The organism is Mycobacterium sp., assembly GCF_049647605.1.
In the GTDB taxonomy this organism is placed as follows: Bacteria; Actinomycetota; Actinomycetes; order Mycobacteriales; family Mycobacteriaceae; genus Mycobacterium.
In genome coordinates, this window is record NZ_JBARXZ010000194.1 from 13,041 (window position 1) to 39,410 (window position 26,370).

Genomic DNA, 26,370 nt, shown 5'->3' on the forward strand with positions numbered 1-26,370 from the left:
TGCGCCACAATGTTTGGCGTGCGCAAATTGCTGATCGGCCTCGGCGCGACGGTCGTCTCCGTCTTGATGGCAGCGATCGGTGTCGACTTCGGCGCCGCCATCTATGCGGAGTACCGGCTGTCCCGCACCGTCCGCACCGCCGCCCAGTTGAACTGGGATCCCTCGGTCGCGATCCTGGGATTTCCGTTCATCCCGCAGGCCGCCCGGGGCCACTACGGCGAACTCGAGGTCAAAGCCAGCGACGTTGTCCACCCCCGCGTCGACAAAGCCTCCTTGGAGGCCACCTTGCATTCCGTGGATCTCACCGAGTCGTCCTGGCTGATCAGCCCGGGAGCGGTGTTACCGGTCGGAAAGCTGGAGAGTCGCATCATCATCGACTCCGCCCATCTCGGCCGGTTCATGGGCATCAACGACCTGACGGTCGAAGCACCGCCGGTGGAAACCAACGACGCCACCGGCGGCACCACCGAATCCGGAATCTCCGGCAGCGAGGGCCTGGTGTTCACCGGCACACCGACGGCCGCCGGCTTCAACGAGCGGGTCAGCGTCTCGGTTGACCTGTCGATCGTCGGCGACGAGGCGACCACGGTGGAGTTCACCCCGACCGGCATCCTCACCGGCCCGGGCACCGCCGACCAAGACGTCCCGGACGACAAGCTCAGCGCGGTGCTCGAGTCGTTCCGCGCCATCCTGCCGGATCAGAAGCTGCCCTTCGGCGTCGCTCCGACAGCGCAAGGCGCCCGCGGGTCCGACATCATCATCGAGGGCATCGCCGAGGGAGTAACCATCACCCCGGAGGGGTTCAGACAGTAATGAACCTGCAGTACGCCCTGATCGCCCTGGCTGCCGCGCTCGGCGGAGCCGGCGCGGTCGGTTGGTTGATCAATCGACGCTCGGGGGTGGTCCGCGAGATCGCCGCGGCCCCCGATCGGCCGGCCGCCGACACCAGCGACCTGGGACTGTCCCGGACCTCACCCACAATCCTGCATTTCAGTGCTCCCTGGTGTGGACCCTGCGCCGGAGTGCGCCGGGTGGTCGACCAGGTGTGCAAGGAATTTGCCGCCCAGGGCAGCACAGTGGCGCATGTCGAAATCGACATGGACGCCGATCCCGCTGCAGGACGACGCTTGTCGGTGCTGTCGTTGCCGACGACGTTCGTCTTCGATGCCGACGGGCGACAGCGCTACCGCACTGCCGGGGTACCCAAGGTGGCTGACCTGCGCTCGGCCCTGACGGCACTATTGGCCTGACCAGGCTTTCATTAGGTATGGTGTGCTTCGTGTCAACCCGCCTCGAGCCGATGCTCACCAAACGCCGCGCAGTTGATCTGTGCCGCGTCGCGGGTTGTTGCTGTTGTTGTTGCAGCTGCTGAGTCGGCGCGCTGTCTGGCGCCGTCTCCAGGGCAGACCCTCCGTGGCCTGCTTGCGCCCAGCCAACCAACACAACAGGAGCCAATTCACGTGTCCACCGACAGCCAGCTGATCACCCACGATGTCGCCGTGCCCAATGTCGACGTTCGAGGGCCCCGTTTTGCTGCGTGGGTGACCACCGTCGTTTTGGCGGCCACCCTTGTTCTGTCCGCCGTCGATCCGGCAGCGGCGGCCCTGGTCCTCGGACTGCAGGCCGTGGTTTTCGGGATCGGTGCGACTCTGGGACCGCGGCGGCATCCCTACGGCCGACTGTTCGCCGCCGTGATCGCCCCGCGGCTGGGACCGGTGACCGAACGGGAACCGGTCGGCCCGTTGAAATTCGCCCAACTGGTCGGGTTCGTCTTCGCAGTGCTCGGCACCGCCGGCTTTGCGCTGGGAGCTCCCCTGTTGGGCACCATCGCGACAGCGTTCGCCCTGTTCGCAGCCTTTCTCAACGCAGCTTTTGGCATCTGCCTCGGCTGCCAGATGTATCCCGTTTTCCAACCTGTGGTCGCGCGTCTGCGACGCACGCACGTTACGCACTGAACCGAAAGGATTCATTCCATGGCACGTCCCGACGTCCTGGTATCCGTCGACTGGGCCGAGAGCAATCTCGATGCGCCGAACACCGTCTTCGTCGAGGTTGACGAAGACACCAGCGCTTACGACGGCGGCCACATCGCCGGCGCGGTCAAGCTGGATTGGAAGACCGATCTGCAGGACCCGGTGCGCCGCGACTTCGTCGACGCCCAGCAGTTCTCGAAGCTGCTCTCCGAGCGCGGCATCGCCAACGACGACACCGTGGTCCTCTACGGCGGCAACAACAACTGGTTCGCCGCCTACGCCTACTGGTACTTCAAGCTGTACGGCCACCAGAACGTCAAGCTCATCGACGGTGGCCGCAAGAAGTGGGAACTCGACGGCCGCCCGCTGTCCAGCGAGGCCGTGAACCGCCCGGAGACCAGCTACACCGCCAGCGAGCCCGACCTCAGCATCCGCGCTTTCCGCGACGAGGTGATCGAGTCCATCGGCACCAAGAACCTGGTCGACGTGCGGTCCCCTGACGAGTTCTCGGGCAAGATCCTGGCGCCCGCGCATCTGCCGCAGGAGCAGAGCCAGCGCCCGGGACACGTCCCCACAGCCATCAACGTGCCATGGAGCAAGGCCGCCAACGAAGACGGCACCTTCAAGTCGGACGAGGATCTGGCCAAGCTGTACGGCGAGGCCGGCCTGGATGGATCCAAGGATGTCATCGCGTACTGCCGGATCGGTGAGCGTTCGTCGCACACCTGGTTCGTGCTGCGCGAGCTCCTCGGACACCAGAACGTCAAGAACTACGACGGCAGTTGGTGCGAATACGGCTCCCTGGTGGGCGCCCCGATCGAGTTGGGAAATTGATTATGTGCTCAGCCCCTAAGCAAGGACAGACCCTGCCCTCCAGTGTCGATCTGGAGAAGGAGACGGTCATCACCGGTCGGGTTGTCGACGGCACCGGTCAGACCGTCGGCGGCGCGTTCGTCCGGCTGCTGGATTCCTCGGATGAGTTCACGGCCGAGGTCGTGGCCTCTGCCACCGGCGACTTCCGTTTCTTCGCCGCCCCCGGCACCTGGCGGGTGCGCGCCCTGTCGTCGGCCGGTAACGGCGACGTCGTGGTGGTTCCCGCGGGCGCCGGTATCCACGAGGTCGACGTCAAGGTCGCCTGACGACCGATGCGGCGAGGTACGAGCCGCTGAGGAGTCAGGCAAATCGTGACCGCCTGACGACCGATGCGGCGAGGTACGAGCCGCTGAGGAGTCAGGCAATCAGATTCCGCCTGAACCCCTGATCCACCCCCTGCTGCGAGGGTGCGCGCTCACAAATGTGGGCAATGCCGCACCCTCGCGGCGGGGCCAGGGGCATCACAGCCCCAGATAGGAACTAGACTCTCACCGTGGTTTTGTTCTTCGAGTTGATGCTCGTCGCGGCCGTTGTCGTGATCACCTGGTTTGCGTTGTATGCCGTGTACCGGCTCGTCACTGACGAGTCGTGACCGCCAGTGAGTCTGGCCCGGGTTCGGGCGACCGCGCGGTAGCCGCAGCGGCCGAACGGGCCAGGGTCACCGCTGCACGCAACATCCCGGTCTTCGACGATCTGCCGCTGCCGGCCGATACCGCAAATCTGCGGGAAGGCGCCGATCTCAATGATGCGCTGCTGGCACTGCTGCCATTGGTCGGTGTGTGGCGCGGCGAGGGTGAGGGCCGTGGCGCCGGTGGTGACTACCGGTTCGGTCAGCAGATCATCGTGTCCCACGACGGCGGCGACTACTTGATCTGGGAAGCCCGTTCCTGGCGCCTGGACGACGATGGCGAGTACGCGTCGGTGGGCCTGCGGGAATCCGGGTTCTGGCGGTTTGTCAACGACCCGGCCGACACGGCCGAAACCCAGGCCATCGAACTCCTGCTCGCACATTCGGCGGGCTACGTGGAGCTGTTCTACGGCCATCCCCTCAACCAATCGTCGTGGGAACTCGTGACCGATGCGCTGGCCCGCAGCAAGTCCGGGACGCTGGTCGGGGGCGCGAAGCGGCTCTATGGCATCGTCGAGGGCGGCGACCTCGCCTATGTCGAGGAGCGGGTGGATGCCGACGGCGGCCTGGTACCCCATTTGTCGGCGCGGCTGAGCCGCTACATCGGCTGATCGCCTCGGTGATGCCCGTCCGTCTGGTCTGCTGTGCGGTTGCCGTCTTGGGGCTGGCCGCAGGTTGTGGGACACCGGAGACATCTCCCGAGACCACCGAGCCGACGCCGGTGTCCGAACACGGGTCCTATGCGCAGTGTCTGACCGAGCACGGCGTCGATCAGCTGCCCGCTCCGGCGCTGGGACCCGCACCGGGTCCGGCAGCTCCACCCCCGGGTGTCGACGCAGCTACCTGGGAGCAGGCGGTCACGGCCTGTGCAGACTTCGCGCCGGGCCCGCCGGGGCCCTGACCGGCGATCAGCTCAGCAGTGGCGGCAGTACCCCTTTTGCCAGCCACCGCGCTTCCAGCTCGTCGAGAACGCCGTCGGCACGGAGCTCGTCGATGGCTTGTGACACGCATGGCGTGAGCTGACTGCCCTTGTCCAGGATGGCGCCGAATTGTTCGACCGATTCCCCCTGCGGCAGCCGGCCGACGATCAGTCCCCCTCTCAGTTCGCTCTGGACCGCCACTGCCGTCGGCAGATCGAGTACCAGGGCGTCTATCTGTCCGGAGCGCAGCGCCAGTTTGGCGTCGATGTTGGTGTTGTACATCTCGATCGGCGCGTCACCCCGGATCGACCGGGCCGCGGTCGAGCTCGTGGTACCCACCTGCGCGCCGACTCGCACCGATCGCAGGTCGGCCAGGGAGGTCACGGTGGCCGCGGCGGACGTCTGTACGGTCACCACGGCCTGGGTGACGTCGTAGTAAGGCGTCGAGAAGTCGACAACCTCCCGCCGCTGGTCGGTGATCGAGAATTCGGAGAGGTTGGCGTCGAATTCCTTGGGGCCGGGCGCCATCGCCGTGTTGAACGGAACGCGCACCCAGCGCACTTCTTCGGTGGAGTAGCCGAGTTTGTCGGCGACGGCGTAGGCCACCGCGGATTCGAATCCTTCGCCGTTGGCGGGGTTGTCACCGATGAACCACGGCGGGTAGGCGGGCTGGTCGGTGCCGAACGTGATGATCTCGGAGTACAGGGTGTTCAGTGAGCCTCGTTCACAGGTCCGCGGCGGTGCGGTCGCGGCAGGGGTGGCGGCGCATCCGGTCGCGATCACCAGAACGACCAGTACCCCTGAGGCTGCTGTGCCCGTCCGCCCGAAACTCATGCCGATCATTGTCGTGTCCGGGACCCGCAGTTCACCCCTGGGAGTGGTCACGGCTCGGCTAAGACCCCGGGAAAAAATGGGCGACCCCCGAGCCGTGGATCCTGGTTGGACAAACCGGAGGCTCGGGGGTCGGGTGGCTGCTTGGAATTCGCCAGCGCTCGCAGGTGATTCCTCACGCCTGGTGCTGCTAGCGGGCAGCCACCTCACATGTCCATAAGTCACTCAAAATCTTGGACCACCTCCCTTCTTGTGTACCGACGAAAGTACCCGCGAAATCAAGGACCGACAACCGATTTAGCGCTTAGCGATCCCTGAAGATCGCCGCGTCGACGAGGCCGGCGACTTCGGCGGCCATTGGGGCCGCCGGCAACGGCACGCCGTCGAGGGTGTGCACCCGGGCCGCGAGCGTGATTGCCGATATCAGCCAAACACCTTGGGCGGAGAGAAGATCCGCTGGTTTCAGCGCCCGGTAGTCACAGTCGTAACCCTTGGCCCGCGCCACCTCGAACAGTGCCTGCTGGGTGGTGCCGCGCAGGATCGGATACCACGGGGGCGGCGTCAGCAGACAGGGCGCGCCGCCGGCTCCTTCGACCTGATCGGTGGCGATCACGACGGTCGAGCGTGGCCCCTCGAGGATGAAACCGTCGGAGCTGACGAACACCACGTCGTCGGCTCCGCGGTCGGCGGCATACCGCAGGGCCGCCATGTTCACCGCGTAGGACAGGGTCTTGGCACCGGCCAGCAGCCACGGCATCTCGTCGGCGGCGGCGACCGGCAGCCCGCGGGCCAGCGAGACCGCTGACACCCCGTGGTGTCGGGCGGCCGCGATCCGGGTGGGCAAGGGGCTCACGCTGACGTATGCCGTCGGCGGGGAGCCGCTTTCCCGCCCCCGGGTGTACACCAGGCGCAGCGCGGCCTCGTCGGCAGTGGCGGCAGCCCACTGCCCAACCGCCACGCCGATGGCCTTGCGCCAGGCCGGCAGGTCCGGTTCCGGTAGCTGTAGCGCCGTCGCGGAGTGCACCAACCGGCGCAGATGAGCCTCGACCAGACAGGCGCGGCCGTCGCGTACCAACAGCGTCTCGAACACGCCGTCGCCGCGTACCGCTGCCAGATCGTCGGCGTGCAGCAGCGGCGTTTCGGGGTCTCGCACCACTCCGTCGAGAGTCACCACCACAGCCATGGCGTCTCAGCGTAGTAGGCCCGCTGAGCGGGAATAACGGGCGGCGGCGAACCGTAGTGTTGTGACATGTCTGCTGTCCCGGCCCCTGAGTCCAGTCCCGATGTCGGCGCCATCTGGCATTTTGGCGATCCGCTCGGCGAGCAACGCGCTGCCGCTACCGGCGCCGTGCTGGTCGACCGCTCGCATCGGCCGGTGTTGATCCTCACCGGCAAGGACCGCCAGAGCTGGCTGCACAGCATTTCCACCCAGCATGTCAGCGCCCTGCCCGACGGCGCGACGGTCCAGAACCTGAGCCTCGACGGCCAGGGCCGGGTCGAGGACCACTGGATCCAGACCGAACTCGATGGTGCCACCTATATCGACACCGAGCCGTGGCGTGGGCAGCCGCTGCTGGATTTCCTCCGCAAGATGGTGTTCTGGTCGGAGGTGACGATCGAGCCCGGCGATCTGGCCCTGCTGTCTGTCCTGGGCCCGGACGCGGGCTCCCCCGCCGTCCTGGAGGCGCTGGGGCTGGCGGAGCTACCCACGGAGTCGGCCGCAGTGCCGTTGGCCGGGGGCGGCCTGGCGCGTCGGCTGCCCGGCGTTGGTTCCGACGACATCGAACTCGATCTCCTGGTGCCCCGCGCGCAAGCGCAATCTGTGACCGACAGGCTGGTACAAGCCGGGGTCCGTCCAGCCGGTGTGTGGGCCTATGAGGCCCGCCGCGTGGCCGCTCTGCGGCCGCGCCTCGGCGTGGATACCGACGAGCGCACCATTCCCCATGAGGTCCGGTGGATCGGCGGCCCTGGCGACGGGGCCGTCCATCTGGACAAGGGGTGCTATCGGGGCCAGGAGACCGTCGCCCGGGTTCACAACCTCGGTAAGCCGCCGCGGATGCTGGTGCTGCTGCACCTCGACGGCACCACGGACCGTCCGGTGACCGGAGATCCGGTCCTGGCCGGCGGACGGGTGGTCGGCCGGCTGGGCACTGTCGTTGATCACGTCGACCTCGGCGTGGTGGCGCTGGCACTGGTCAAGCGCGGATTGACGGCTGAGACCCCGCTCACGACGGGTGGTGAGATCACCGCCGCTGCGGTGATCGATACTGATACGTTGCCACCCGCCGACGTCGCCGGGGCCGGACGCGCAGCGATCGATCGTCTGCGCGGCCGGGCGTAGGCACGCCAAGAAGTATCAGAAGGACACTGTGACACTCACTGCCGACGGGCCTGCCAGCAGAGCCGGTCGGGGCACGGTAATGTGGACGCAGGACAATAAACACACAGATCGGAGCCGCTCACAATGTTGGGCCGCTCCGTTATTGCGCGAGGGGGTCCCCCCATGGGCCGCGGCCGGGCGAAGGCAAAGCAGACCAAGGTTGCTCGAGAGTTGAAGTACAGCTCTCCGCAAACCGACTTTGAGCGGCTCCGAAAGGAGCTGTCGGGCTCGGAGGCGGATGAGACTACCGACGTCGATGATGGCGTGGTAGATGATCGCTGGAGCGACGAAGACGCCTGGCGGCGCTGAGCTTCGCGCTCAGCGCCTCCCGACTAACACGAGGTTCAGAAGCGAGGGTGCTGGCCCGCTAGCGTTGCGAGCGGGCCGTCCTTCGTTCCCTTGTTGACAGTTCCCAGAACCCAAGACGTCAGGTGCCTGGCGGTCAGAATGGCCAACGCGCGATCGGTGTCCTCCGGCGCGACGATGGCCACCATGCCGACACCCATGTTGAAGGTCTTCTCCATCTCGATCCGGTCGATACGACCGCGTTGCGCGATGAGACCGAAGATCGGAGCCGGGGTCCAGGTACCGCGGTCGAGTTCGGCGACCAATCCGTGCGGGATCACCCGTGCGAGGTTGCCGACCAGACCACCGCCGGTGACGTGGCAGAAGGTCCGCACCTGTGTCTCGGCGGCCAGTGCCAGGCAGTCCTTGGCGTAAATCCGGGTGGGTTCGAGCAGTTCCTCCCCCAGGGTGCGGCCGAACTCCTCGACGTGACCGGCGAGGTTCATCCGGTCGATCTCCAGCAGCACCTTGCGTGCCAGTGAGTAGCCGTTCGAATGCAGGCCGGATGCGCCCATACCGATCACGACGTCACCCGGTTTGACCCGCTCGGGTCCGAGGACGTTGTCGGCTTCGACCACGCCCACGCCGGTGGCGGACAGGTCGTAGTGGTCTGGGGCCATCAGGCCTGGATGCTCTGCTGTCTCACCGCCCAGCAGAGCGCAGCCGGACTGCACGCAGCCTTCGGCGATACCCGCGACGATGGCCTGCACCCGCTCCGGGACCACTTGGCCGACAGCGATGTAGTCCTGTAGGAATAGTGGCTCGGCGCCGCAGACCACGAGGTCGTCGACCACCATGGCCACCAGGTCCAGGCCCACGGTGTCATGTTTGTCCATCGCCTGGGCGATAGCCAGCTTGGTTCCCACGCCATCGGTCGACGATGCGAGCAGCGGTTCCCGGTAGTCGCCACGAAGTGCAAAGAGTCCGGCGAAACCACCGATCCCGCCTCGCACTTCAGGTCGAGTTGCCCTCTTCGCCAGTGGCTTGAAGAGTTCTACGGCCCGGTCTCCGGCCTCGATATCGACTCCGGCCGATGCGTAGGAGATTGCATGTTCTTCAGCACGATCGGTCATCGCGCCCTAATCTACCGGTCGTCGGGTTCCCCGGGTATCTGCCGGGTGGCATCGGCCGCCCCCAATCCCCGCGAGCGCGCGTGTCTGTACAGCAACACGCCGCTCCTGCCGCACAAATGCGTGCGCTCGCCACCGGTCTACCTCGGTTTCAACCATCCCGTCGGCGGCTACGAATGACCCTTATGACCACTGATCACGCCTACTGTCTCGTCACTGGCTCCACCGGCTACATCGGCAGTCGGCTGGTCCCCGCCCTGCTCGGGCACGGCCACAAGGTGCGTGCCATGGCGCGCACCCCGGAAAAACTCGACGATGTGCCGTGGCGCGACGATGTCGACGTCGCAAAAGGGGACCTGACGCGGCCCGACACCCTGATCGAGGCGTTCACCGGCATCGATGTGGTCTTCTACCTGGCGCACTCGATGGGATCCTCGGAGGATTTCGTGACCGAGGAACGCCGGGCTGCGGAGAACGTGGTCGCCGCCGCTCGCACCGCAGGTGTGCGCCGACTGGTGTATCTGAGCGGACTGCATCCGGCTGGGGTACCGCTGTCGAAGCACCTGCAGTCGCGGACCGCCGTCGGCGAGGTCCTGCTCGATTCCGGCATCGAGGCCGTGGTGCTGCAGGCGGGGGTGGTCATCGGTTCGGGTTCGGCATCGTTCGAGATGATCCGTCACCTCACCGAGCGACTTCCGGTGATGACAACCCCCAAATGGGTGCACAACAAGATCCAGCCGATCGCGGTGCGGGATGTGCTGCACTACCTGACCGAAGCCGCGACGGCGCCGGTGCCGGAGTCCCGCACCTGGGACATCGGCGGCCCCGACGTCCTCGAGTATGGCGAGATGATGCAGGTCTACGCGGAGGTGGCCGGGCTGCGGCGCCGACGGATGCTGGTGCTGCCGTTTCTGACGCCGACGATCGCGAGTTGGTGGGTGGGGTTGGTGACACCGATTCCCGCGGGGCTGGCACGCCCGCTGGTCGAGTCATTGCATTGTGACGCGGTGGCCGGCGAGCACGACATCGACAGCGTCATCCCCGCCCCGCCCGGGGCGGCGACGCCCTACCGGGAGGCGGTGGGGCTGGCGCTCGATCACGTCACCGGCGGCCGGTTCCAGCCGTCGTGGGCGGCGGCCGGACCCGCCGGGCCGCTGCCGAGTGATCCGGGTTGGGCCGGCGAAGTGGTGGTCAGCACCGCCGTGTCGGGTACCACCAGCGAGCCTCCCGACACCGCGTGGGCCACGTTGACCCGCGCGGGTCGCAGCTGGCAGCTGCGGTCACAGACGACGGGATCGGCGGCCCGGCTGCGCTACCGCGGCAGATTGCCCGGTGAAGCCTGGCTGGAGGTAACGGTGCAGCCCCGCGCCGGTGGCGGTTCGGACTACCGGCAGTCGATGACGTTGTGCCCGCGCGGCCTGGCCGGCCAGCTGTACGCCGCGATCCCGTGGCGGGTGCAGCGAAAGCTCTTGCAGCGCAGAACGTCACCGCGCCCTTGAGCTACCGGCGGCGCGCCGGGTCACGGACGGCGCAGCGCCGAGGCGTTGTCGTTGTCGGTCTTCACACCGGCCGGTCCGGCGCCGGCACGGGCGGCATTGGACAGCATGTGCTCGATCACGTTCTTTCCCAGCGCGGTCTCGCTGGGCAGTTCGATCGGGTATTCGCCGTCGAAGCAAGCGCAGCACAACCGGGTGGCCGGCTGCTCGGTGGCGGCGATCATGCCGTCCCGGGAGATGTAGCCGAGGGTGTCGGCGCCGATGGCGTGACGCACGGCTTCCAACATCTCGTCCTGCGATCCGTCGGCGTTCGCGGCGTTGGCGATCAGCTCGGCCGGTGAGGCGAAGTCGATGCCGTAGAAGCACGGCCACTTCACCGGCGGTGAGGCGATTCGCACATGCACCTCGAGTGCCCCGGCCTCCCGCAGCATCCGGATCAGGGCGCGCTGGGTGTTACCCCGAACGATCGAGTCGTCGACGACGATGAGCCGCTTACCGCGGATCATCTCCTTCAGCGGGTTGAGCTTGAGCCGGATACCGAGTTGGCGGATGGTTTGCGACGGCTGGATGAAGGTGCGGCCCACGTAGGCGTTTTTCATCAGGCCCTGACCGAAGGGAATGCCCGATTCCTGGGCGTAGCCGACGGCAGCCGGGGTGCCGGATTCCGGGACCCCGATCACCAGGTCCGCGTCGATCGGTTCTTCGCGGGCCAGGCGGCGTCCGATATCGACTCGGGTGGAGTGCACCGAGCGACCGACGATCATGCTGTCGGGCCGAGCCAGGTAGACGTACTCGAACACGCACCCCTTGGGGGTCGGGTTGGCGAAGCGAGTGGAGCGCACCCCATCGGCGTCGATGGCCAGCAGTTCCCCGGGCTCGATATCGCGCACGAACGACGCGCCCACGATGTCGAGGGCGGCGGTCTCGGACGCCACCACCCAGCCCCGGTCCAGCCGGCCCAGGGCCAGCGGGCGGACACCGTACGGATCACGCGCGGCGTAGAGGGTGTTCTCGTCCATGAAGGTCAGGCAGAAAGCGCCTCGGACCGTCGGCAGCAGTTCGAGGGCGGCCTGTTCCAGGCTGGAATCGGCGGCTCCGTGTGCCAGCAGGGCACCCAGGATGTCGGAGTCGGTGGTGGCCGCAAGCACCGCATTGGAGCCCATCAGGCCGGCGTCGCGCGCCCGGCCCGCCAGCTCGGCGGTGTTGACCAGATTGCCGTTGTGCCCGAGCGCGACACCGGTGCCCGCCGCGGTGTTGCGAAACACCGGCTGTGCATTTTCCCAGGTGGTGGAGCCGGTGGTGGAATAGCGGCAGTGCCCGACGGCGACGTGGCCGTGCATGGCGGCCAGCGTCTGCTCATCGAATACCTGACTGACCAGCCCGAGGTCTTTGAAGACCAGCACCTGCGAGCCGTCGGCGACGGCGATACCCGCTGCTTCCTGGCCGCGGTGCTGCAAAGCGTAGAGGCCGTAGTACGTCAGCTTGGCGACGTCCTCGCCGGGGGCCCAGACACCGAAAACACCGCATTCTTCGCGGGGCGAATTCTCGAGTTCGATCGGTTGAGCGGTCACGGTGGGGCTGCTCCCTAGGGGCGTTCGGGTGACTTCGCCAGTTTACGCAGACAGTCTAAAGCCTCCCAAGGACGCTTTCCCACCACTGACGAGCGGTTTTGCCCCCGAATCAACGACGGCGTGGCGAGCGGCATTCCCTCAGTAGAGTGGCCTCGGTGAAATGCGTTGTCCACCAACGCAACCAATACCGGGACTGACCCGGACCGTGGTAGCCGTGAACACCCTTGCGGCGACCAACAAACCCCGCCGGTGATCTGCATCACGGCGCCCAGAGTGAGGAATCTGACGTGAGTACCACCGCCGAGGTCGACGTCGAGCACGCCCAGACCAGGTGGAACCCGCTAACCCGCATCGCGTTCCGGTTCACCTTTGTCTACTTCGGGTTGTTCTGCCTGGTGTTCGCTCAGATCCTGTTCGTGTTCACCGGTGTGCTCGGCGGGTTGCTGCCCGACACTGCGGTGCTCTCGCAGCTGGTTTTCCTGACGCCGCTGCTCGGCTGGGTCGGCAGGACGGTGTTCGGCACCGACGTGACGTTGCATGTGGATTCCGGCAGCGGTGACCAGGCCGTCATCTGGGTGCTGGTGTTCACTCTGCTGGTGGTTGCGGTGGCCGCCACCGTCATCTGGACGGCTCTGGATCGCCGCCGGCCCGCGTATCCGCGGCTGCACGCGTGGTTCCTGACGTTTCTGCGGTTGTGCGTGGGCGGGCAGATGCTCTTCTACGGCATGGCCAAGCTGATCCCGACCCAGATGCCCGCACCGGCGCTGTCGGCATTGCTGCAACCGTTCGGCGAGATGAGCCCCGCCACGGTGCTGTGGTTGCAGGTCGGCAGTTCGCATCCCTACGAGATGGTGCTCGGCGCTGCCGAGGTGGCCGGCGGGCTGTTGCTGTTCCTGCCCCGCACCGCGACGTTGGGGGCGTTGATCAGTCTGGTCAGCATGATCCAGGTGTTCGTGCTGAACATGACGTTCGACGTCCCGGTGAAGATCCTGTCGTTGCACCTGTTGCTGCTGGCGCTGGTGCTCCTGGCGCCGCAGTTCGGCAAGCTCGCCGATGTGTTCCTGCGGGGCCGGAGCGCCCAACCGCTGTCCCAGCCGGCCCTGTTCACCACCGCCCGGGCCAACCGTTACGCCACCGTCGCCCAGGTCCTCATGGGCGTGTGGGTACTGGTCGGCGCCTCGCTGATCAGCTGGTCGGCATGGACCAACTACGGGGGCGGTGCACCCAAGCCCGATCTGTACGGCATGTGGGTGGTGACGGAGTTCAACCGTGACGGCGCGCCGGTGGCGCCGCTGCTGACCGACGATTCCCGCTGGCAGCGCATCGTTTTCGACACACCGGGTGCCGCCACCGTGCAACACCTGGATGGTCGGCTCGAACCGGTCGGCGCTGAGGTGGACACCGACGCCGGCACCGTCACGTTATCGGGGGACCCGGATCCGGTCGGCACCTTCGTCTTTGCGCAGCCGGCACCGGATCGGCTGACGCTCGACGGCACGATCGCGGGTGCACCGGTCACCCTGTCGTTGCAGCTCGAGGATCCGTCGCGGTTCACCTTGCTGAACCGGGGGTTCAACTGGGTTCAGGAGTATCCGTATTTTCGTTGATGGTGCCGCTGCCGACCAGCGGCACCATCGGTAGCCAGGCCTCGACTTCACCGGCCCGCGACCCGGACAGCCGCAACGCCCCGGAGGCGATCGCCTCGGCAGGTGCCGCCAGGCCCGTGGCCAGCAGCAGCCAGGTGCGCGGGTCGGTCTCCACCACGTTGGGCGGTGTTCCCCGGGTGTGACGCGGACCCGCGATGCACTGCACGGCAACAAACGGCGGCACCCTCACCTCGACGGAGGCCCCCGGCGCCGCGGCGGCCAGGGAACGGGCGGTCAACCGCACTGCGTCGGCAACTAGCAAACGGTCCGGCTGGGGCGCGTCGGCATCCCGTAACCAGACCTCGATGGCGAGTACGGCGGCGCGGGTTTTTGCCGGATCAGCACTACGACGAGCGGGCATACCTCAGCGTCTCACGGGTCTTGACCTGAACCTGCGTTGACCTTCTACCGTGAGGTGATGACCTTCAAACCCCACGAAATCGCCTACCTGAACTCTGCGGACCTGGGACGGTTGGCGACTGTGCAATCGGACGGGACCGTGCAGAACAGTCCCGTCGGCTTCGAGTTCAACGACCGGCTCGGCACGATCGACATCTTCGGCTACCGGATGTCGCGCAGCCAGAAGTTCCGCAACATCGCCATCAACAGCACCGTGGCGTTTGTTGTCGACGACATTTTCTCGCGTGATCCGTGGCGGGTGCGTTGTATCGAGATCCGCGGCACCGCCGAGCAGGCTCTGATCGAGTCGTCGGGAACGGGATCCGAAGGGCTGGATTCGGCCATCATCCGGATCACGCCGCGGCGCATCATCAGTTTCGGTATCGATGACACCGAAACCGAGCCGCACCTACTCGTCGCCGACGCCCGCGACGTCTGAAACCCGCTGCGTGTGAGCCGTAGCGCAGCGTCGCGAACCGGTCAGGCCGGATCGTCCGCCTCGAGCACTCCGCGGATCCGCTCGGTGTCCGCTGCCGTCCATCCCGGTGGCGGCGCCACCGCCGCCCAGCCGTCCAGCATCGAGTTCCCGTAGTTGTGCCCATGGCCTCCCGGCATGCCGGCGGCGTTGGTCATATCGGCGCCGACCTGCCAGAACGTCACGATCGGGTACCACCGCATGGAGGCGGTGCGGTCCCGGCCCGGAGGTTCCCGCAGCCAGTCCGGGCGGGTGAACAGCAGCTCCGGCGACCACCACACGACGGGGTCCGACGGGTGCTGCAGGAACAGCACCCGGGTGCCCTCCCACGGGGCCGCGGTGTCGCGGTGGATCTCGGAGGGATTGTTGGCCGGGGAGAACCGCACGGTGCGGCCGCCGTCGTAACGCGGATGCACCTCCGTCGTGCCGGGGTCTCGCCGCACGATCAGCGCCTCCCAGAGCGGGCTGAAGTTGGGTGGGCCCACCCAGAGCACGGAATCGAACCCCATGCGGGATATGTCGGGCAGGAATCCGAACGCCGCCTGCCCCGCCATCGACCCCAGGCTCTCGCCGTAGAGCACCAGTTTGGGGCGGGCCTCCGGGGGGCGATGCACCCACCGTTGGTGGATTGCGTCGATCAGCATCCGCCCGGCCTCCATCGACGCCTGTTGATCACCGATGAACGAGATCCAGCTGGGCAGATAGGAGTACTGCAGGGCGACCATCGCGGTGTCGCCGTTGTACATCAGCTCCAGGGCGTCGGCGGCCGCCGGGTTGACCCAGCCGGTTCCGGTTGTCGGGACGATCACCAGGAGTTCACGATCGAAGGCTCGGGTCCGTTCGAGCTCGGAGAGCAGCACGGCCATCCGCGCTTCGGCGGTGTCGGCGGTCTGCAGGCCCGCATAGACCCGGACGGGTTCCAGCGCGGGTTCACCGTTGATGCGTTCCAGCTCGGCGGCATCGGGGCCGCCGGCGACGAAGTTGCGCCCTTGGTAACCCAAGGTGTCCCACGCGGCGAACGACTCGGGGCTGCCGGATCGTTGCGGCGCCAGAGGCTGTTCGACGCCTTCTCGGGTGGTGTAGTCCTGTGGCTGGAACACCCGGTTGGCCGCGGCCAGGAATCCCTGCAACAGCACACCGTTGACCAGGGTGATGACCAGAACCACCACCACCGCCGTACCGATGAACAGCGCCACTTCGTCGTTGAGGCGCAGCCGCCGGATCAGGATCCGCGCCAGTCCTTTGATGGCGTCGAGCAGCACCCGGGCGACGGCCACCAGCAGGCCGCCGATGAGCAGGGCCAGGACCACGGTGCGGTAGTAGCCCGCGGTGGCCGGGCCCTCGATCCCCATCAGGGCCGACACCTGTCGCTGCCAGGCCGCCGCCGGGATGACGATCAGCAGACACGAACCCACCGAGCCGACGACCGTCAACGTCTTCAGCCCGAACAGCACTCGTTTCGAGGACGGCCACCAGGACGGTTTGCGTTCCGCTGCGCGGCCGAACATCAGGCGCCGCAGCAGCTTTCCCAACGCCACACCCAGGCCGTAGCCGATGGCGGCGTTGATTCCGCCGATCAGTCCGGCAAACAGCCAGTCCCGGGGCAGCAGCGACGGCGTCAGCGACACACAGAAGAACAGCGCGCCTACTGCGACACCGACAAAATCCAGCCGGACCAGACCCCAGAGCCAGTCAAGCAGGGGGTGACGTTGGCGCTGCTCCCCCGGTGTGGTCATGGCCGCCGGCTCACCCGAACAGCGCCGGTAGCACGCCTTCCCAGGTCTTGCGCAGCTCGGTCAGCGGGATGGTGAACTGTCCCTGAACCTCGACACTGTTGGAACCTTGGTCCACCACACCGATCCGGGCGGCGGGCAGGCCGCGCGCCTCGCACATCGACATGAACCGGCTCTCCTCGGTGCGCGGCACGGCAACCAGCACCCGGCCCGATGACTCGGAGAACAGCTGGACAAACGGATCGGCGCCCTCCGGCAGCAACAACCGGCAGCCGGTTTCGCCGGCCAGCGCACCTTCCACGACAGCCTGCATCAGGCCGCCTTCGGACAGGTCGTGCGCGGCGGAAACCAGGCCGTCGCGGGAGGCAGCGGCCAGCACCTCGGCAAGCAGCTTCTCGCGAGTCAGGTCGACCTTCGGCGGCACGCCGCCCAGATGATCGGCGGTGACCTGGGCCCAGATCGACCCGTCGAACTCGTCGTGGGTGTCGCCGAGCAGGATCAGCGTCTCGCCCGGTTCGGTCCCGAATCCCGTCGGGGTGCGGCGCGCCACATCGTCGAGTACACCGAGCACGCCGACCACCGGGGTGGGCAGGATCGCCGTCGACCCGGTCTGGTTGTAGAAGCTGACGTTTCCGCCGGTGACCGGAATGCCAAGGGCCGCACAGCCATCCGCAAGTCCGCGGACGGCCTGCGAGAACTGCCACATCACGCCGGGATCTTCGGGCGAGCCGAAGTTGAGGCAGTTGGTCACCGCGACCGGGACCGCACCGGTCACCGCGACGTTGCGGTAGGACTCGGCCAGCGCAAGCTGGGCACCGGTGTACGGGTCCAGCCGGGTGTAGCGGCCGGAAGCGTCCGTGGACAGCGCGATACCGCGGCCGGTCTGCTCGTCGATGCGCAGCACCCCGCCGTCGGCATGCTCGGCCAGCACGGTGTTGCCGCGGACGTAGCGGTCGTACTGCTCGGTGATGAACGCCCGGCTGCACAGGTGCGGGCTGCCCAGCATCTCCAGCACCGTGGCACGCAATTCGTCGCCGGACTGGGGCCGCTTCAGTGACGCCGAGGTGTCGGCGATCAGCGCGTCCTGGGTGTCGGGGCGCTGCACCGGGCGCTGGTAGACGGGACCTTCGTGGGCGACGGTCCGCGGTGGCACGTCGACGACGGTCTCGCCGTGCCAGGTGATGTGCAGCCGGTCGCCGTCGGTGACCTCACCGATGACGGTGGCCAGCACCTCCCATTTGCGGCAGACGGCCAGGAAAGCCTCGACATTTTCCGGGGTGACGACGGCGCACATGCGTTCCTGCGATTCACTGGAAAGCACTTCCGCCGGCGTCATGTACTTGGCGCGCAGCGGCACCTTGTCCAGCTCGATCGCCATCCCGCCATCCCCTGCGGAGGCGAGCTCAGAAGTGGCACAGGACAATCCGGCGCCACCGAGATCCTGGATGCCGACCACCAGTCCGGCGGCGTACAGCTCGAGACAGCACTCGATGAGCACCTTCTCCATGAACGGATCGCCGACCTGCACCGCGGGCAGCTTCTTGCGGCCGGGGCCCTCGCCCTCGTCGCCGCCGAATGTCTCCGAGGCCAGCACCGACACCCCGCCGATACCGTCGAGACCGGTGCGGGCGCCGAACAGGATGATCTTGTTGCCCTCACCGGATGCGAAGGCGAGGTGCAGATCTTCCTTGCGCAGCACGCCGACGCAGAGGGCATTGACCAACGGGTTGCCGGCGTAGGACTCGTCGAAGATGGTCTCGCCGCCGATGTTGGGCAGGCCGAGGGAGTTGCCGTAGCCACCGACACCGCGGACCACGCCGTCGAGGACGCGGCGCGTGTCGGGCGCGTCGGCAGCGCCGAACCGCAGCTGGTCCATCACCGCGACCGGGCGGGCGCCCATCGCCATGATGTCGCGGACGATGCCGCCGACACCGGTCGCGGCACCCTGGTACGGCTCCACGTACGACGGGTGGTTGTGCGACTCGACCTTGAAGGTCACCGCCCAGCCGTCACCGATGTCGACCACGCCGGCGTTCTCGCCGATACCGGCGAGCATGCCGGCGCGCATCTCGTCGGTGGTGGTGTCACCGAAGTAGCGCAGATGCACCTTCGAGGATTTGTAGGAGCAGTGCTCGCTCCACATCACCGAGTACATCGCCAGTTCGGCGTCGGTGGGGCGGCGGCCGAGGATTTCACGTATCCGCTCGTACTCGTCGTCCTTGAGGCCCAGCTCGCGGAAAGGCTGCGGCTGATCGGGAGTGGTGGCTGCGTACGAGACGGTGTCAACACCGGGGACTTCGGTCGTCACGTCGACAGCTTATTGCCTGTGGGCGACAGTGCCCGCCACTGCGGTGCGGCTCACCAGTACCTGCCCCGCCGTGCCGTGGAGCAGGACGCTGCCCAGCACCACCATGATGGCCACCACCAGCACCAGGGCCGCCTCGTCGTCGGGCAGGGTGACGTAGGCCAACAGCGCCAGCACGATGTTTGCGGTACCGCGCGGCCCCAAGCCTGCCAGCAGGGTCAGTTCTGTTCTGGTCAGCGACGTGCGCCACAGGGCGATCACCACCGGAACTGCGCGCACCACTGTGAGTACCAGCACACAGAACACCACCAGTTCGAGCGGGACACCTTCCTTGACGGCGATCCACGCGCACGCCCCGAAGACGAACCACATGGCCGCTGCCAGCAGGAATGACACGTCGTCGATGAGTTCCTGCTCGCGCCCGGCGTCGACGTACTCCCGCACGCTGTTGTAGGCGATACCGCAGATGAACGTGGCGACAAAGCCGTTGCCGTCCATGCCGACGTTCAGCATGTAGGTCAGGATCGGGGCGATGAGGATCAGCACCCGCCGGGACTGGTCGGTCATGATGCCGCGGCGGTCGGCGGCGTTGGCGATCCACGCCACGCCGGCTCCGATGCCGACGCCGAGCACCACGGCGGTCACCAGGTGCGGCAGCCCTTCACGTAACGCCTCCCCGACGCCTTCGGCCTTGGTGTGCTCGCCACCGACGACGGCGAGTGCAAAGACGAAGACCGGCGCGATCACCCCGTCGGAGTAACCCTCCTCCACGTTGAGGACTCGCCGGACCCGCAGCGGGATCCGGTCGTCGTGCAGGAAGGAGACGACGGGCGCAAAGTCGACGGGCACGATGACGCAGGCGATCACCAGCAGGATCGGCCACGACAGCGTGGGGAACAGCCAATACGCCAGCCCCACCGTCGCGGCCAGTCCGAGCGGCATCGCGAGGAAGAGAAGTCGCAGCGCCAAGCGCGACTGACCACCAAAAAATCCGCCGCGGATGCTGATGGCGTGCCCGAACAGGACAATCGCCAGAATCGTCTCGAGGACCGGCTCGACCGCCTCGACGTCGAGTTGCAGCGCTAGCGAGTCATGGGTGGCGAATCCGACCAGTGCCCCGGCGAACACCAGCGCCATCGCCGGGGCGATGTGCCAGCGCTGCAGCCGACCGTCGAGCAATGACCAGACGACCAGGACCCCAGCCAGCCCGATGAGTGACCACAACACCGGCGGAGTATCCCCTGGGTCAGCTGTCGCCCGCTACACAGAACGCATTGCCCTCGGGATCTTCCAGGACCACCCACTCGATCCCGGGGCCGTAGCTCTGCCGTCCCAGCTCCGTTGCCCCTGCTTCGACCAGGCGGGCGACCTCGCCGTCGCGATCCGGGGTGTCGAAATCGAGATGGACTTTGTTCTTCCCCGGTGTCGGAGCCGGCACCCGCTGGAACCCCAGCGCCGGGCCCTGCTCACACACGACCACCACAAATTCCCCGGGTGCCACAGCGTTGAGTTCACCGCCCACCGCGCCGGCCCACCACGCCGCGAGTGCGTCGGGGTCGGTGCAGTCGAACGTGACCATCTGAGCCTTCAGCGTCATGGGCGAAACCCTATGTCAGCCCGGTGACAGAAACGCTTGCAACGCAGCCGCATAGGCGGCGACATCATGGGCACCCATGAGCTCACGGGCCGAGTGCATCGCAAGCTGGGCGGCCCCGACATCGACGGTGGGGATTCCGGTGCGCGCTGCTGTCATCGGTCCGATCGTCGACCCGCATGGCAGGTCGGCGCGATGCTCGTAGCGCTGCAGCGGTACGCCGGCTTGCCGGCACGCCAGTTCGAACGCTGCCGCGGTGCGTCCGTCGGTGGCGTAGCGCAGGTTCGGCTGCACCTTGAGCACCGGCCCGCCGTTGATCAGGATCGGATGGTTCGGTTCATGCCGCTCGGGATAATTCGGGTGCGTCGCGTGTGCCATGTCTCCGGAGGCCACCATCGAGCCGGTGAGCACCCGCAGGAAGTCCTGGCGATCGCCGCCGGCGGCGAGCACGATCCGCTCCAGCGTGGTGATCAACAGATCGGACTGGGCGCCGTGATCCGATGTCGAGCCCACTTCCTCGTGGTCGAAGAGTGCCAGCACCGGAATGTGGGCGCCGGGGCCGGCCCCCAGGAATGCTTCGAGCCCCGCGTAACAGGTGCCCTGGTTGTCGAGCCGGGGTGCGCTGACGAATTCGTGGTCGGCACCCCAGACGACAGACGGGGTCAGGTCGTGGGTCATCAGGTCGAAGGCCAGCACGTCGGCGGGGTCGATGTCGGACTCCCGTGCCACGTGGTCGACGAAGGAAGCCGGGCGGTCCCCCGTCGCCCACACCGCGTTGACATGCCGTTGCGGGTCCAGGCTGACGCCCTTGCGGTCGTCGGAGAGGTGGATGGCCAATTGCGGCACCCGCAGCAGCGGGGTGTCGATGCGCACCAGCCGGTGTGCGATTCCCGTCGGCTGGGCCGGGTCGCGGATCGAGAGCCGACCACTGATACCGAGGTCGCGGTCCAGCCACGAATTCAGCCAGGCACCGCCGTACGGCTGCAGCGCCACCACCGACCAGCCGGCAACGGTCCGGTCCGGGTGCTGTTTGACCCGCAGGTTGGGGCTGTCGGTGTGCCCGCCGACCACCCGGAACGGCCGCCCCGGCGTCCCCGAACTGTCCCAGGCCACCAGGGATCCGGCCCGGACGACAAAGTACCGGCCCGCCCCCGGCCACGGATCTGCTTCGAGCAGCTCGGTGTATCCGGCGCTGAGCAACCGCCCGGCGGCGGTCTCGCAAACATGGAACGGAGACGGCGAGGCATCGATGAACTCGCACAGGGTCACACTCGACGGATCAGGGCTCGCAGGCATGTTCACCATCTTTTGTCGTCGCACAGGTCAGGTCAGGACGTTAGGGTCACATCGTGCCTGACTCGCAGCCCCAGCCGGTCCTGGCCCCGTTGACACCCGCGGCCATCTTCATCGTGGCCACCATCGACGACGGCGGCCTGCAGACAGTTCATGACGCACTACCCGATCTGTCCGGGTTGGTCCGTGCCGTCGGATTCCGGGACCCGTCGAAGAAGTTGTCGATGATCACCTCGATCGGCTCGCAGGCGTGGGATGGGTTGTTCGCCGGTCCGAAGCCGGCGGAACTGCACCCGTTCGTCGAGATCAACGGGCCCCGGCACACCGCGCCCGCGACGCCGGGCGATCTGCTGTTCCACATTCGTGCCGAATCCCTGGACTTCTGTTTCGAACTCGCCGGCCATGTCGCCCGCACCCTGGCCGGGGCCATCACCATCGTCGACGAGGTGCACGGCTTCCGGTTCTTCGACAACCGGGATCTGTTGGGCTTTGTCGACGGCACCGAGAATCCGGATGGCCGAGTGGCCGTCAACGCCACCGCCATCGGCGACGAGGATCCCGACTTTGCCGGTGGCAGTTACGTGCACGTGCAGAAGTACGTGCACGACATGAGTGCGTGGAATGCGCTCTCGGTCACCGACCAGGAGCGGGTCATCGGCCGCACCAAGCTCGAGGACATCGAACTCGGTGACGATGTGAAGCCCGTCAATTCGCATGTGGCCCTGAATGTCATCACCGACGCCGACGGAAACGAACTGAAGATCGTCCGCCACAACATGCCCTTCGGCGAGATCGGCAAGGGCGAGTTCGGGACCTACTACATCGGCTATTCGCGAACCCCGACGGTGACCGAGCGCATGTTGAACAATATGTTCATCGGCGACCCGCCCGGCAACACCGACCGCATCCTGGATTTCTCGACGGCGCAAACGGGTGTGCTGTTCTTCAGCCCGCCGGCGGATTTCCTCGATGACCCGCCTGCGATGCCGGATTCGTCGCAGGCCGCAGTCCCGGCCTCTGTCCAGCTCTCCACCACCAGCAATCCCTCCACCAACGGCTCGTTGACCATCGGCAGTCTGAAAGGGCAACCTCAATGAACAATCTCTACCGTGAACTGGCACCGATCACGGAGGCAGCGTGGGCGGAGATCGAACTAGAGGCGTCGCGAACCTTCAAGCGCCACATCGCCGGCCGACGGGTCGTCGACGTCAGCGAGCCCAACGGACCGGTCACCGCCGCCGTGAGCACCGGCCATCTGTTGGAGACGGCCGCTCCCAGTGACGGAGTGGTGGCCCACCTGCGTGACAGTCGCCCGCTGGTGCGGTTGCGGGTTCCGTTCACGGTCAACCGGATCGATATCGATGACGTGGAACGTGGCTCTCAGGATTCGGACTGGGATCCGGTCAAGGAAGCCGCCCGCAAGCTGGCGTTTGCCGAGGACCGCGCGATCTTCGAGGGTTACGAGGCCGCGCAGATCGGCGGGATCCGCAAGTGCAGTTCCAATCCGGAGTTGGCGCTGCCGGAGGATCCTCGCGAGATCCCCGATGTGATCGCCCAGGCACTGTCGGAGTTGCGTCTGGCCGGCGTCGACGGCCCTTACTCGGTGCTGCTGTCCGCCGACGTCTACACCCAGGTCAGTGAGACCACCGCGCACGGCTACCCGATCCGGGAGCACCTCAGCCGGCTGGTCGACGGTGACATCATCTGGGCGCCCGCCATCGATGGCGCGTTCGTGTTGTCCACCCGTGGAGGCGATTTCGACCTTCAGCTGGGAACTGACGTGTCGATCGGATACTTGTCACACGATGCCGACACCGTGCAGCTCTACCTGGACGAGACGTTGACGTTCCTCTGCTACACCTCCGAAGCCTCTGTGGCACTGGGCCGCCCATGAGCGACCGGCGCCGAGGGGCCGGGTAATTGCAGGAAGCTCAGGTAGCCCTCGACCGACCATGCCGCCCGGCCGATGAACAGTCCGTCGAGGTAGGGCAGTTCGAAGTATCCCGGCGCGTTGGAGGTGGTGACGCTGCCGCCGTAGAGCACCGCCTCCAGGCCCTGCCATTGGGCGCGGACCTCGGCAAGCACATCGGCCACCTTGTCGGGTGAACTGGCCGTACCGTTCTCGCCGATCGCCCACTGCGGCTCGTAGGCGACGATCACCCGGCCGAGCTCGTCGGATTGCAGACTGGCCAGCGCCTGGCTCACCTGGCCCATGACGTAATCGACTGCCCCGCCGAGTGACCGTGTTGCCGCCGACTCCCCGACACACACCAACGCCCGCAACCCGAGATCAACCGCCCGCCGGGTCTTCAGCATCACGGTTTCGTCGGTTTCCCCGAACTGTGCCCGCCGTTCGGAGTGTCCGATCTCAACCAGCGTCGCACCGGCGTCGCGAACCTGCTCCATGGACACTTCGCCGGTGTGGGCTCCAGGTGCGGCCCAATGTGCGTTCTGTGCACCCAGGATCACCGGCGAGTCATCGCCGAGGACCGAGTGCACTGTGGCCAATGCGGTGTGCGACGGGAGAATGAACGGCTGCACATCAGCGGGGATGGTGGGAACCGCCTCGACGAGGCGGGCGGCGAACGTGCGCGCCTCGTCGATGGTCTTGGTCATCTTCCAGCTGGTGCCGATGTAGCGGGTGGTGCTGGGCGACATCCCCACGGCCTAACTCTGTGCTGACGCGTACTGTGCCTGCGCACGATCCAGTGCCGCCAGTTCTGCGTCCTCGAATGTCAGTGTCCCGGCATCGATCCAGTCGTTCACCTGTTCCGGTGTCCGCGCGCCGACGATGGCCGCGGTGGCGCCGGGCCTCGTCAGGGTCCAGGCGACTGCCACCGCGCTCACCGTGGTGGACTTCGCGGCCGCAATCTCGGCGAGCACGTCGACCAACTGATCCACCCGGGCCAGATTCTCGGGGGTGAACAGCGGGGAGCGCCGCCGCCAGTCGTTGTCGTCGAGTGCGCCGAGGTCACCGCCGCGGTACTTGCCGGTCAGTAGGCCTGAGGCCATCGGGCTGTACAGCAGTGTGCCCGCGCCGTGCTCGGCGGCCCAGACGAGCAGGCTGTCGGCAGCCGCGGTGTTGACCAGGCTCAGCGGGACCTGGATGGCGTGCACCGGCGCAATCTGCGCCGCAGCCTCGAGCTGCTCCACCGAGTGGTTGGACAGGCCGATGGCACGGACCTTGCCTGATTGCAACAGCTCGCCGAACGCCGACCAGTACTCCTGAACCTCGGCATCGTTGGCCGGCCAGTGCATTTGATAGAGATCGATCCGGTCGACGCCGAGCCGCCGGAGCGACGCGTCGGCTTCGGCGAGAATGCTCTCGCGCTTACCGCATTTGGTGACGGTCGCATCCGGGGCGGCTTTGTCCCAGGCCAGCCCGCCCTTGGTGAACACCAGCGGCCGGTCGGCGTCTGAGTACACCGAAATCGCTTCGGCAACGATCCTTTCCGCGTGTCCCATCCCGTAAATGGCTGCGGTGTCAATCCAGTTGATGCCCAGCTCGATACCCCGCCGGATGGTGGCAACGGAGGTGTTGTCCTCCTGTGGACCCCAGTAGCTAGGCGAGTTCGGACCACTCATCGCCCACGAACCGAATCCCACTCGGGAGATCGACATGTCGGTGGTGCCGAATTTCGTGTGGTGCATCATCATCCGTTCCTCCCGACCAGCGGGACGTCATTGTTGATATCGGGGCCGAAGAACTTGATCAGTTCCACCCGTTCGTTTCCGGTGTTGACGATCTCGACGCCCCGGACCGCACGGTCGTGGCAGACGAGAAACTCGTCGGAGCCCATTGCGCCACCCTGGAACGCGGCGCCACCGAACGTTCCGGTACCGGACCAGACGAATACCGAGTAGAAGCCGTTCTCGACGCTGCGCACCGAAGCTCCCGGGTCCAGGCGCAACCGCTTCCCGTTGAATTTGGTGCCGCCGTAGAAGATCCAGGACTCTTCGACACCGGCACCGGCGTTGAACACCGCGGGCGGGGTGCGGTAGGCAGAGTGGAAGTCTGCCATCAGGTTCAGGTCCCAGTCGATCCAGTCGAGGATCGCTGCTTCCCCGCGCTGCGCTTTGGCCTCGGAATCGAGCAGTCCGAGCAACAGGTCCTTGGACAGGTGGACGCCGCCGCAGTCCGCCTGTAAGAACGCCATGGCGTCGGAGTCCTCCTGCAACTCCAGCGTCAAGGCTGTTCCGGGAGCGTGCAGCATGCCGGAGGGGACGAAGTATCCGCCTTCTTCGTAGAGCGTGTAACCCTTCGACATCGACAGCACGCGGTCGTCGGACCACCGCTTGAGGTGGCCGATCAACTCGTCGGACGCTTCCTGCCGGCTCAGCGACGAGTGCAATCCGAAAAACGATTCCGGATGAGCACCGAGGTCGCCGACCGGCAGGAAGTAGTAGGCCTCGTCCTTGGAGTTGAGTCCTATCTTTCGTGCCTCTTCCGTGGGCGGATGGATGTGGAACGGTACCCGTTCGCCGTAGTCGAAGATCTTCGCCAGTCGACCGAGACCGTCATGGTCGGCCGCGTAGGACTCGCCCATCACCAGTTCCGGTGCCACCCCGACGATCCGGTCGAGGCGGTGGCCGGCTGCGCCGTCACGCACGACGCTGATGCCTTCACCTTCGACGGTGACGGCATTGGCCGCCGGGGTGGTGGAGGCAAGCCAGCGCTCACAGATCTCGCCACGTTCGCCGGCGTCATATTCCTCTGGCGGCAACCCCAGCCGTCGACCCGACTTCATCCAGGTCCGCGCCACAAAAGCAGGTTCGAGGTGCAGGACGCCGTCGGTTCGTGTGATCAGTTCGTTGATCTGGTCACGGTCGGTCATCTC

General features: G+C 66.7%; 28 protein-coding genes. 15 read left to right on the forward strand and 13 right to left on the reverse strand.

Translation table 11 applies throughout. The features are described from left to right. The first annotated feature begins 9 nt into the window (after nucleotides 1-9). The 8 genes from lmeA (at nucleotide 10) to WBB07_RS24695 (ending at nucleotide 4,375) form a co-directional block, all read left to right on the forward strand. A complete protein-coding gene (gene lmeA / locus WBB07_RS24660) occupies nucleotides 10-813 on the forward strand; it encodes a mannan chain length control protein LmeA (protein WP_526311511.1) in 804 nt (267 codons plus the stop codon). Beyond that, nucleotides 813-1,250, forward strand: coding sequence for a thioredoxin family protein (locus tag WBB07_RS24665; protein WP_526311513.1), 438 nt, complete (start codon nucleotides 813-815; stop codon nucleotides 1,248-1,250). The genes lmeA and WBB07_RS24665 overlap by 1 nt, the downstream gene beginning before the upstream one ends. 17 nt (nucleotides 1,251-1,267) lie before the next feature. After that, on the forward strand, nucleotides 1,268-1,372 hold the full coding sequence (locus WBB07_RS24670) for an Ms5788A family Cys-rich leader peptide (RefSeq protein WP_526311515.1): 105 nt from the start codon (nucleotides 1,268-1,270) through the stop codon (nucleotides 1,370-1,372). 106 nt (nucleotides 1,373-1,478) lie between these two features. After that, on the forward strand, nucleotides 1,479-1,955 hold the full coding sequence (locus WBB07_RS24675; RefSeq protein ID WP_526311699.1) for a DUF4395 family protein: 477 nt from the start codon (nucleotides 1,479-1,481) through the stop codon (nucleotides 1,953-1,955). 18 nt (nucleotides 1,956-1,973) lie between these two features. After that, the gene (locus WBB07_RS24680) at nucleotides 1,974-2,807 is read left to right on the forward strand and encodes a sulfurtransferase (RefSeq protein WP_526311517.1); all 834 of its coding nucleotides are present in this window, start codon (nucleotides 1,974-1,976) and stop codon (nucleotides 2,805-2,807) included. 2 nt (nucleotides 2,808-2,809) lie between these two features. Further along, nucleotides 2,810-3,112: a DUF1416 domain-containing protein gene (locus WBB07_RS24685; RefSeq protein WP_526311519.1), complete on the forward strand. Its 303-nt coding sequence runs from the start codon at nucleotides 2,810-2,812 to the stop codon at nucleotides 3,110-3,112. Nucleotides 3,113-3,434: 322 nt separating this feature from the next. Further along, a complete protein-coding gene (locus tag WBB07_RS24690; RefSeq protein ID WP_526311521.1) occupies nucleotides 3,435-4,085 on the forward strand; it encodes a nitrobindin family protein in 651 nt (216 codons plus the stop codon). Between the two features lie 11 nt (nucleotides 4,086-4,096). Beyond that, nucleotides 4,097-4,375, forward strand: a complete 279-nt coding sequence (locus WBB07_RS24695) for a hypothetical protein (protein WP_526311523.1) — start codon at nucleotides 4,097-4,099, stop codon at nucleotides 4,373-4,375. A gap of 7 nt (nucleotides 4,376-4,382) precedes the next feature. Here WBB07_RS24695 and WBB07_RS24700 read toward each other — a convergent pair whose 3' ends face one another. Further along, the gene (locus WBB07_RS24700) at nucleotides 4,383-5,228 is read right to left on the reverse strand and encodes an ABC transporter substrate-binding protein (protein ID WP_526311525.1); all 846 of its coding nucleotides are present in this window, start codon (nucleotides 5,226-5,228) and stop codon (nucleotides 4,383-4,385) included. Nucleotides 5,229-5,529: 301 nt separating this feature from the next. Beyond that, nucleotides 5,530-6,402, reverse strand: coding sequence for an aminodeoxychorismate lyase (locus WBB07_RS24705; RefSeq protein ID WP_526311701.1), 873 nt, complete (start codon nucleotides 6,400-6,402; stop codon nucleotides 5,530-5,532). 72 nt (nucleotides 6,403-6,474) lie between these two features. Between WBB07_RS24705 and ygfZ the strand changes: the two genes are divergently transcribed. Together ygfZ and WBB07_RS24715 are read left to right on the forward strand one after the other, a co-directional pair. Further along, complete coding sequence (ygfZ, locus tag WBB07_RS24710; RefSeq protein ID WP_526311527.1) at nucleotides 6,475-7,566, forward strand: CAF17-like 4Fe-4S cluster assembly/insertion protein YgfZ; 1,092 nt, start codon at nucleotides 6,475-6,477, stop codon at nucleotides 7,564-7,566. A gap of 162 nt (nucleotides 7,567-7,728) precedes the next feature. Beyond that, complete coding sequence (locus WBB07_RS24715) at nucleotides 7,729-7,914, forward strand: DUF3073 family protein (RefSeq protein ID WP_526311529.1); 186 nt, start codon at nucleotides 7,729-7,731, stop codon at nucleotides 7,912-7,914. A 35-nt stretch (nucleotides 7,915-7,949) separates the two neighbouring features. Here the strand turns inward: WBB07_RS24715 and purM are convergent, their stop codons facing one another. Beyond that, nucleotides 7,950-9,023 (reverse strand): phosphoribosylformylglycinamidine cyclo-ligase, encoded by a 1,074-nt coding sequence (purM, locus tag WBB07_RS24720; RefSeq protein WP_526311531.1) that lies wholly within the window; start codon nucleotides 9,021-9,023, stop codon nucleotides 7,950-7,952. A 182-nt stretch (nucleotides 9,024-9,205) separates the two neighbouring features. Between purM and WBB07_RS24725 the strand changes: the two genes are divergently transcribed. Continuing rightward, nucleotides 9,206-10,519 (forward strand): NAD(P)H-binding protein, encoded by a 1,314-nt coding sequence (locus tag WBB07_RS24725; RefSeq protein WP_526311533.1) that lies wholly within the window; start codon nucleotides 9,206-9,208, stop codon nucleotides 10,517-10,519. A 20-nt stretch (nucleotides 10,520-10,539) separates the two neighbouring features. Here the strand turns inward: WBB07_RS24725 and purF are convergent, their stop codons facing one another. Next, the gene (gene purF / locus WBB07_RS24730) at nucleotides 10,540-12,087 is read right to left on the reverse strand and encodes an amidophosphoribosyltransferase (RefSeq protein ID WP_526311535.1); all 1,548 of its coding nucleotides are present in this window, start codon (nucleotides 12,085-12,087) and stop codon (nucleotides 10,540-10,542) included. 287 nt (nucleotides 12,088-12,374) lie between these two features. Between purF and WBB07_RS24735 the strand changes: the two genes are divergently transcribed. After that, a complete protein-coding gene (locus WBB07_RS24735; RefSeq protein ID WP_526311537.1) occupies nucleotides 12,375-13,694 on the forward strand; it encodes a DoxX family protein in 1,320 nt (439 codons plus the stop codon). On the opposite strand, the gene WBB07_RS24740 is transcribed toward WBB07_RS24735, so the two are convergent. Beyond that, nucleotides 13,660-14,094 carry a sterol carrier family protein gene (locus WBB07_RS24740; RefSeq protein WP_526311539.1) on the reverse strand — a complete coding sequence of 145 codons (435 nt, stop codon included), beginning with the start codon at nucleotides 14,092-14,094 and terminating at the stop codon, nucleotides 13,660-13,662. The genes WBB07_RS24735 and WBB07_RS24740 overlap by 35 nt on opposite strands. A gap of 57 nt (nucleotides 14,095-14,151) precedes the next feature. Here WBB07_RS24740 and WBB07_RS24745 point away from each other — a divergent pair, with 57 nt between their 5' ends. Continuing rightward, a complete protein-coding gene (locus tag WBB07_RS24745; protein WP_526311541.1) occupies nucleotides 14,152-14,571 on the forward strand; it encodes a PPOX class F420-dependent oxidoreductase in 420 nt (139 codons plus the stop codon). Between the two features lie 41 nt (nucleotides 14,572-14,612). On the opposite strand, the gene WBB07_RS24750 is transcribed toward WBB07_RS24745, so the two are convergent. The 5 genes from WBB07_RS24750 to WBB07_RS24770 are packed head-to-tail and all read right to left on the reverse strand — an operon-like array spanning nucleotide 14,613 to nucleotide 21,535. Continuing rightward, complete coding sequence (locus tag WBB07_RS24750; protein ID WP_526311543.1) at nucleotides 14,613-16,343, reverse strand: alpha/beta hydrolase; 1,731 nt, start codon at nucleotides 16,341-16,343, stop codon at nucleotides 14,613-14,615. Nucleotides 16,344-16,353: 10 nt separating this feature from the next. Beyond that, the gene (purL, locus tag WBB07_RS24755) at nucleotides 16,354-18,648 is read right to left on the reverse strand and encodes a phosphoribosylformylglycinamidine synthase subunit PurL (protein WP_526311545.1); all 2,295 of its coding nucleotides are present in this window, start codon (nucleotides 18,646-18,648) and stop codon (nucleotides 16,354-16,356) included. 9 nt (nucleotides 18,649-18,657) lie between these two features. Continuing rightward, nucleotides 18,658-19,872, reverse strand: coding sequence for a cation:proton antiporter domain-containing protein (locus tag WBB07_RS24760; RefSeq protein WP_526311547.1), 1,215 nt, complete (start codon nucleotides 19,870-19,872; stop codon nucleotides 18,658-18,660). A 19-nt stretch (nucleotides 19,873-19,891) separates the two neighbouring features. Continuing rightward, nucleotides 19,892-20,242 (reverse strand): VOC family protein, encoded by a 351-nt coding sequence (locus tag WBB07_RS24765; protein WP_526311549.1) that lies wholly within the window; start codon nucleotides 20,240-20,242, stop codon nucleotides 19,892-19,894. A 15-nt stretch (nucleotides 20,243-20,257) separates the two neighbouring features. Continuing rightward, nucleotides 20,258-21,535 carry a M18 family aminopeptidase gene (locus WBB07_RS24770; protein WP_526311551.1) on the reverse strand — a complete coding sequence of 426 codons (1,278 nt, stop codon included), beginning with the start codon at nucleotides 21,533-21,535 and terminating at the stop codon, nucleotides 20,258-20,260. Between the two features lie 53 nt (nucleotides 21,536-21,588). Here WBB07_RS24770 and WBB07_RS24775 point away from each other — a divergent pair, with 53 nt between their 5' ends. Beyond that, nucleotides 21,589-22,629, forward strand: coding sequence for a Dyp-type peroxidase (locus WBB07_RS24775; protein WP_526311553.1), 1,041 nt, complete (start codon nucleotides 21,589-21,591; stop codon nucleotides 22,627-22,629). Further along, nucleotides 22,626-23,426: a family 1 encapsulin nanocompartment shell protein gene (locus WBB07_RS24780; protein ID WP_526311555.1), complete on the forward strand. Its 801-nt coding sequence runs from the start codon at nucleotides 22,626-22,628 to the stop codon at nucleotides 23,424-23,426. Before WBB07_RS24775 ends, WBB07_RS24780 begins: the two co-directional genes overlap by 4 nt. Here WBB07_RS24780 and WBB07_RS24785 read toward each other — a convergent pair. The 3 genes from WBB07_RS24785 to WBB07_RS24795 are packed head-to-tail and all read right to left on the reverse strand — an operon-like array spanning nucleotide 23,387 to nucleotide 26,367. Beyond that, nucleotides 23,387-24,190: a triose-phosphate isomerase family protein gene (locus WBB07_RS24785; RefSeq protein ID WP_526311703.1), complete on the reverse strand. Its 804-nt coding sequence runs from the start codon at nucleotides 24,188-24,190 to the stop codon at nucleotides 23,387-23,389. The genes WBB07_RS24780 and WBB07_RS24785 overlap by 40 nt on opposite strands. Before the next feature lie 9 nt (nucleotides 24,191-24,199). Further along, nucleotides 24,200-25,186, reverse strand: coding sequence for an aldo/keto reductase (locus WBB07_RS24790; protein ID WP_526311557.1), 987 nt, complete (start codon nucleotides 25,184-25,186; stop codon nucleotides 24,200-24,202). Then, on the reverse strand, nucleotides 25,186-26,367 hold the full coding sequence (locus tag WBB07_RS24795) for a hypothetical protein (protein ID WP_526311559.1): 1,182 nt from the start codon (nucleotides 26,365-26,367) through the stop codon (nucleotides 25,186-25,188). The genes WBB07_RS24790 and WBB07_RS24795 overlap by 1 nt, the downstream gene beginning before the upstream one ends. Nucleotides 26,368-26,370: the final 3 nt, after the last annotated feature.

Bases quoted from the DNA above. Each gene is read 5' to 3' on its own strand.
- lmeA (WP_526311511.1), top strand. From the start codon at position 10: ATGTTTGGCGTGCGCAAATTGCTGATCGGCCTCGGCGCGACGGTCGTC.
- WBB07_RS24665 (WP_526311513.1), top strand. From the start codon at position 813: ATGAACCTGCAGTACGCCCTGATCGCCCTGGCTGCCGCGCTCGGCGGA.
- WBB07_RS24670 (WP_526311515.1), top strand. From the start codon at position 1,268: ATGGTGTGCTTCGTGTCAACCCGCCTCGAGCCGATGCTCACCAAACGC.
- WBB07_RS24680 (WP_526311517.1), top strand. From the start codon at position 1,974: ATGGCACGTCCCGACGTCCTGGTATCCGTCGACTGGGCCGAGAGCAAT.
- WBB07_RS24685 (WP_526311519.1), top strand. From the start codon at position 2,810: ATGTGCTCAGCCCCTAAGCAAGGACAGACCCTGCCCTCCAGTGTCGAT.
- WBB07_RS24695 (WP_526311523.1), top strand. From the start codon at position 4,097: ATGCCCGTCCGTCTGGTCTGCTGTGCGGTTGCCGTCTTGGGGCTGGCC.
- WBB07_RS24700 (WP_526311525.1), bottom strand. From the start codon at position 5,228: ATGAGTTTCGGGCGGACGGGCACAGCAGCCTCAGGGGTACTGGTCGTT.
- ygfZ (WP_526311527.1), top strand. From the start codon at position 6,475: ATGTCTGCTGTCCCGGCCCCTGAGTCCAGTCCCGATGTCGGCGCCATC.
- WBB07_RS24715 (WP_526311529.1), top strand. From the start codon at position 7,729: ATGGGCCGCGGCCGGGCGAAGGCAAAGCAGACCAAGGTTGCTCGAGAG.
- purM (WP_526311531.1), bottom strand. From the start codon at position 9,023: ATGACCGATCGTGCTGAAGAACATGCAATCTCCTACGCATCGGCCGGA.
- WBB07_RS24725 (WP_526311533.1), top strand. From the start codon at position 9,206: ATGACCACTGATCACGCCTACTGTCTCGTCACTGGCTCCACCGGCTAC.
- WBB07_RS24740 (WP_526311539.1), bottom strand. From the start codon at position 14,094: ATGCCCGCTCGTCGTAGTGCTGATCCGGCAAAAACCCGCGCCGCCGTA.
- WBB07_RS24745 (WP_526311541.1), top strand. From the start codon at position 14,152: ATGACCTTCAAACCCCACGAAATCGCCTACCTGAACTCTGCGGACCTG.
- WBB07_RS24750 (WP_526311543.1), bottom strand. From the start codon at position 16,343: ATGACCACACCGGGGGAGCAGCGCCAACGTCACCCCCTGCTTGACTGG.
- WBB07_RS24765 (WP_526311549.1), bottom strand. From the start codon at position 20,242: ATGACGCTGAAGGCTCAGATGGTCACGTTCGACTGCACCGACCCCGAC.
- WBB07_RS24770 (WP_526311551.1), bottom strand. From the start codon at position 21,535: ATGCCTGCGAGCCCTGATCCGTCGAGTGTGACCCTGTGCGAGTTCATC.
- WBB07_RS24780 (WP_526311555.1), top strand. From the start codon at position 22,626: ATGAACAATCTCTACCGTGAACTGGCACCGATCACGGAGGCAGCGTGG.
- WBB07_RS24785 (WP_526311703.1), bottom strand. From the start codon at position 24,190: ATGTCGCCCAGCACCACCCGCTACATCGGCACCAGCTGGAAGATGACC.
- WBB07_RS24790 (WP_526311557.1), bottom strand. From the start codon at position 25,186: ATGATGCACCACACGAAATTCGGCACCACCGACATGTCGATCTCCCGA.
- WBB07_RS24795 (WP_526311559.1), bottom strand. From the start codon at position 26,367: ATGACCGACCGTGACCAGATCAACGAACTGATCACACGAACCGACGGC.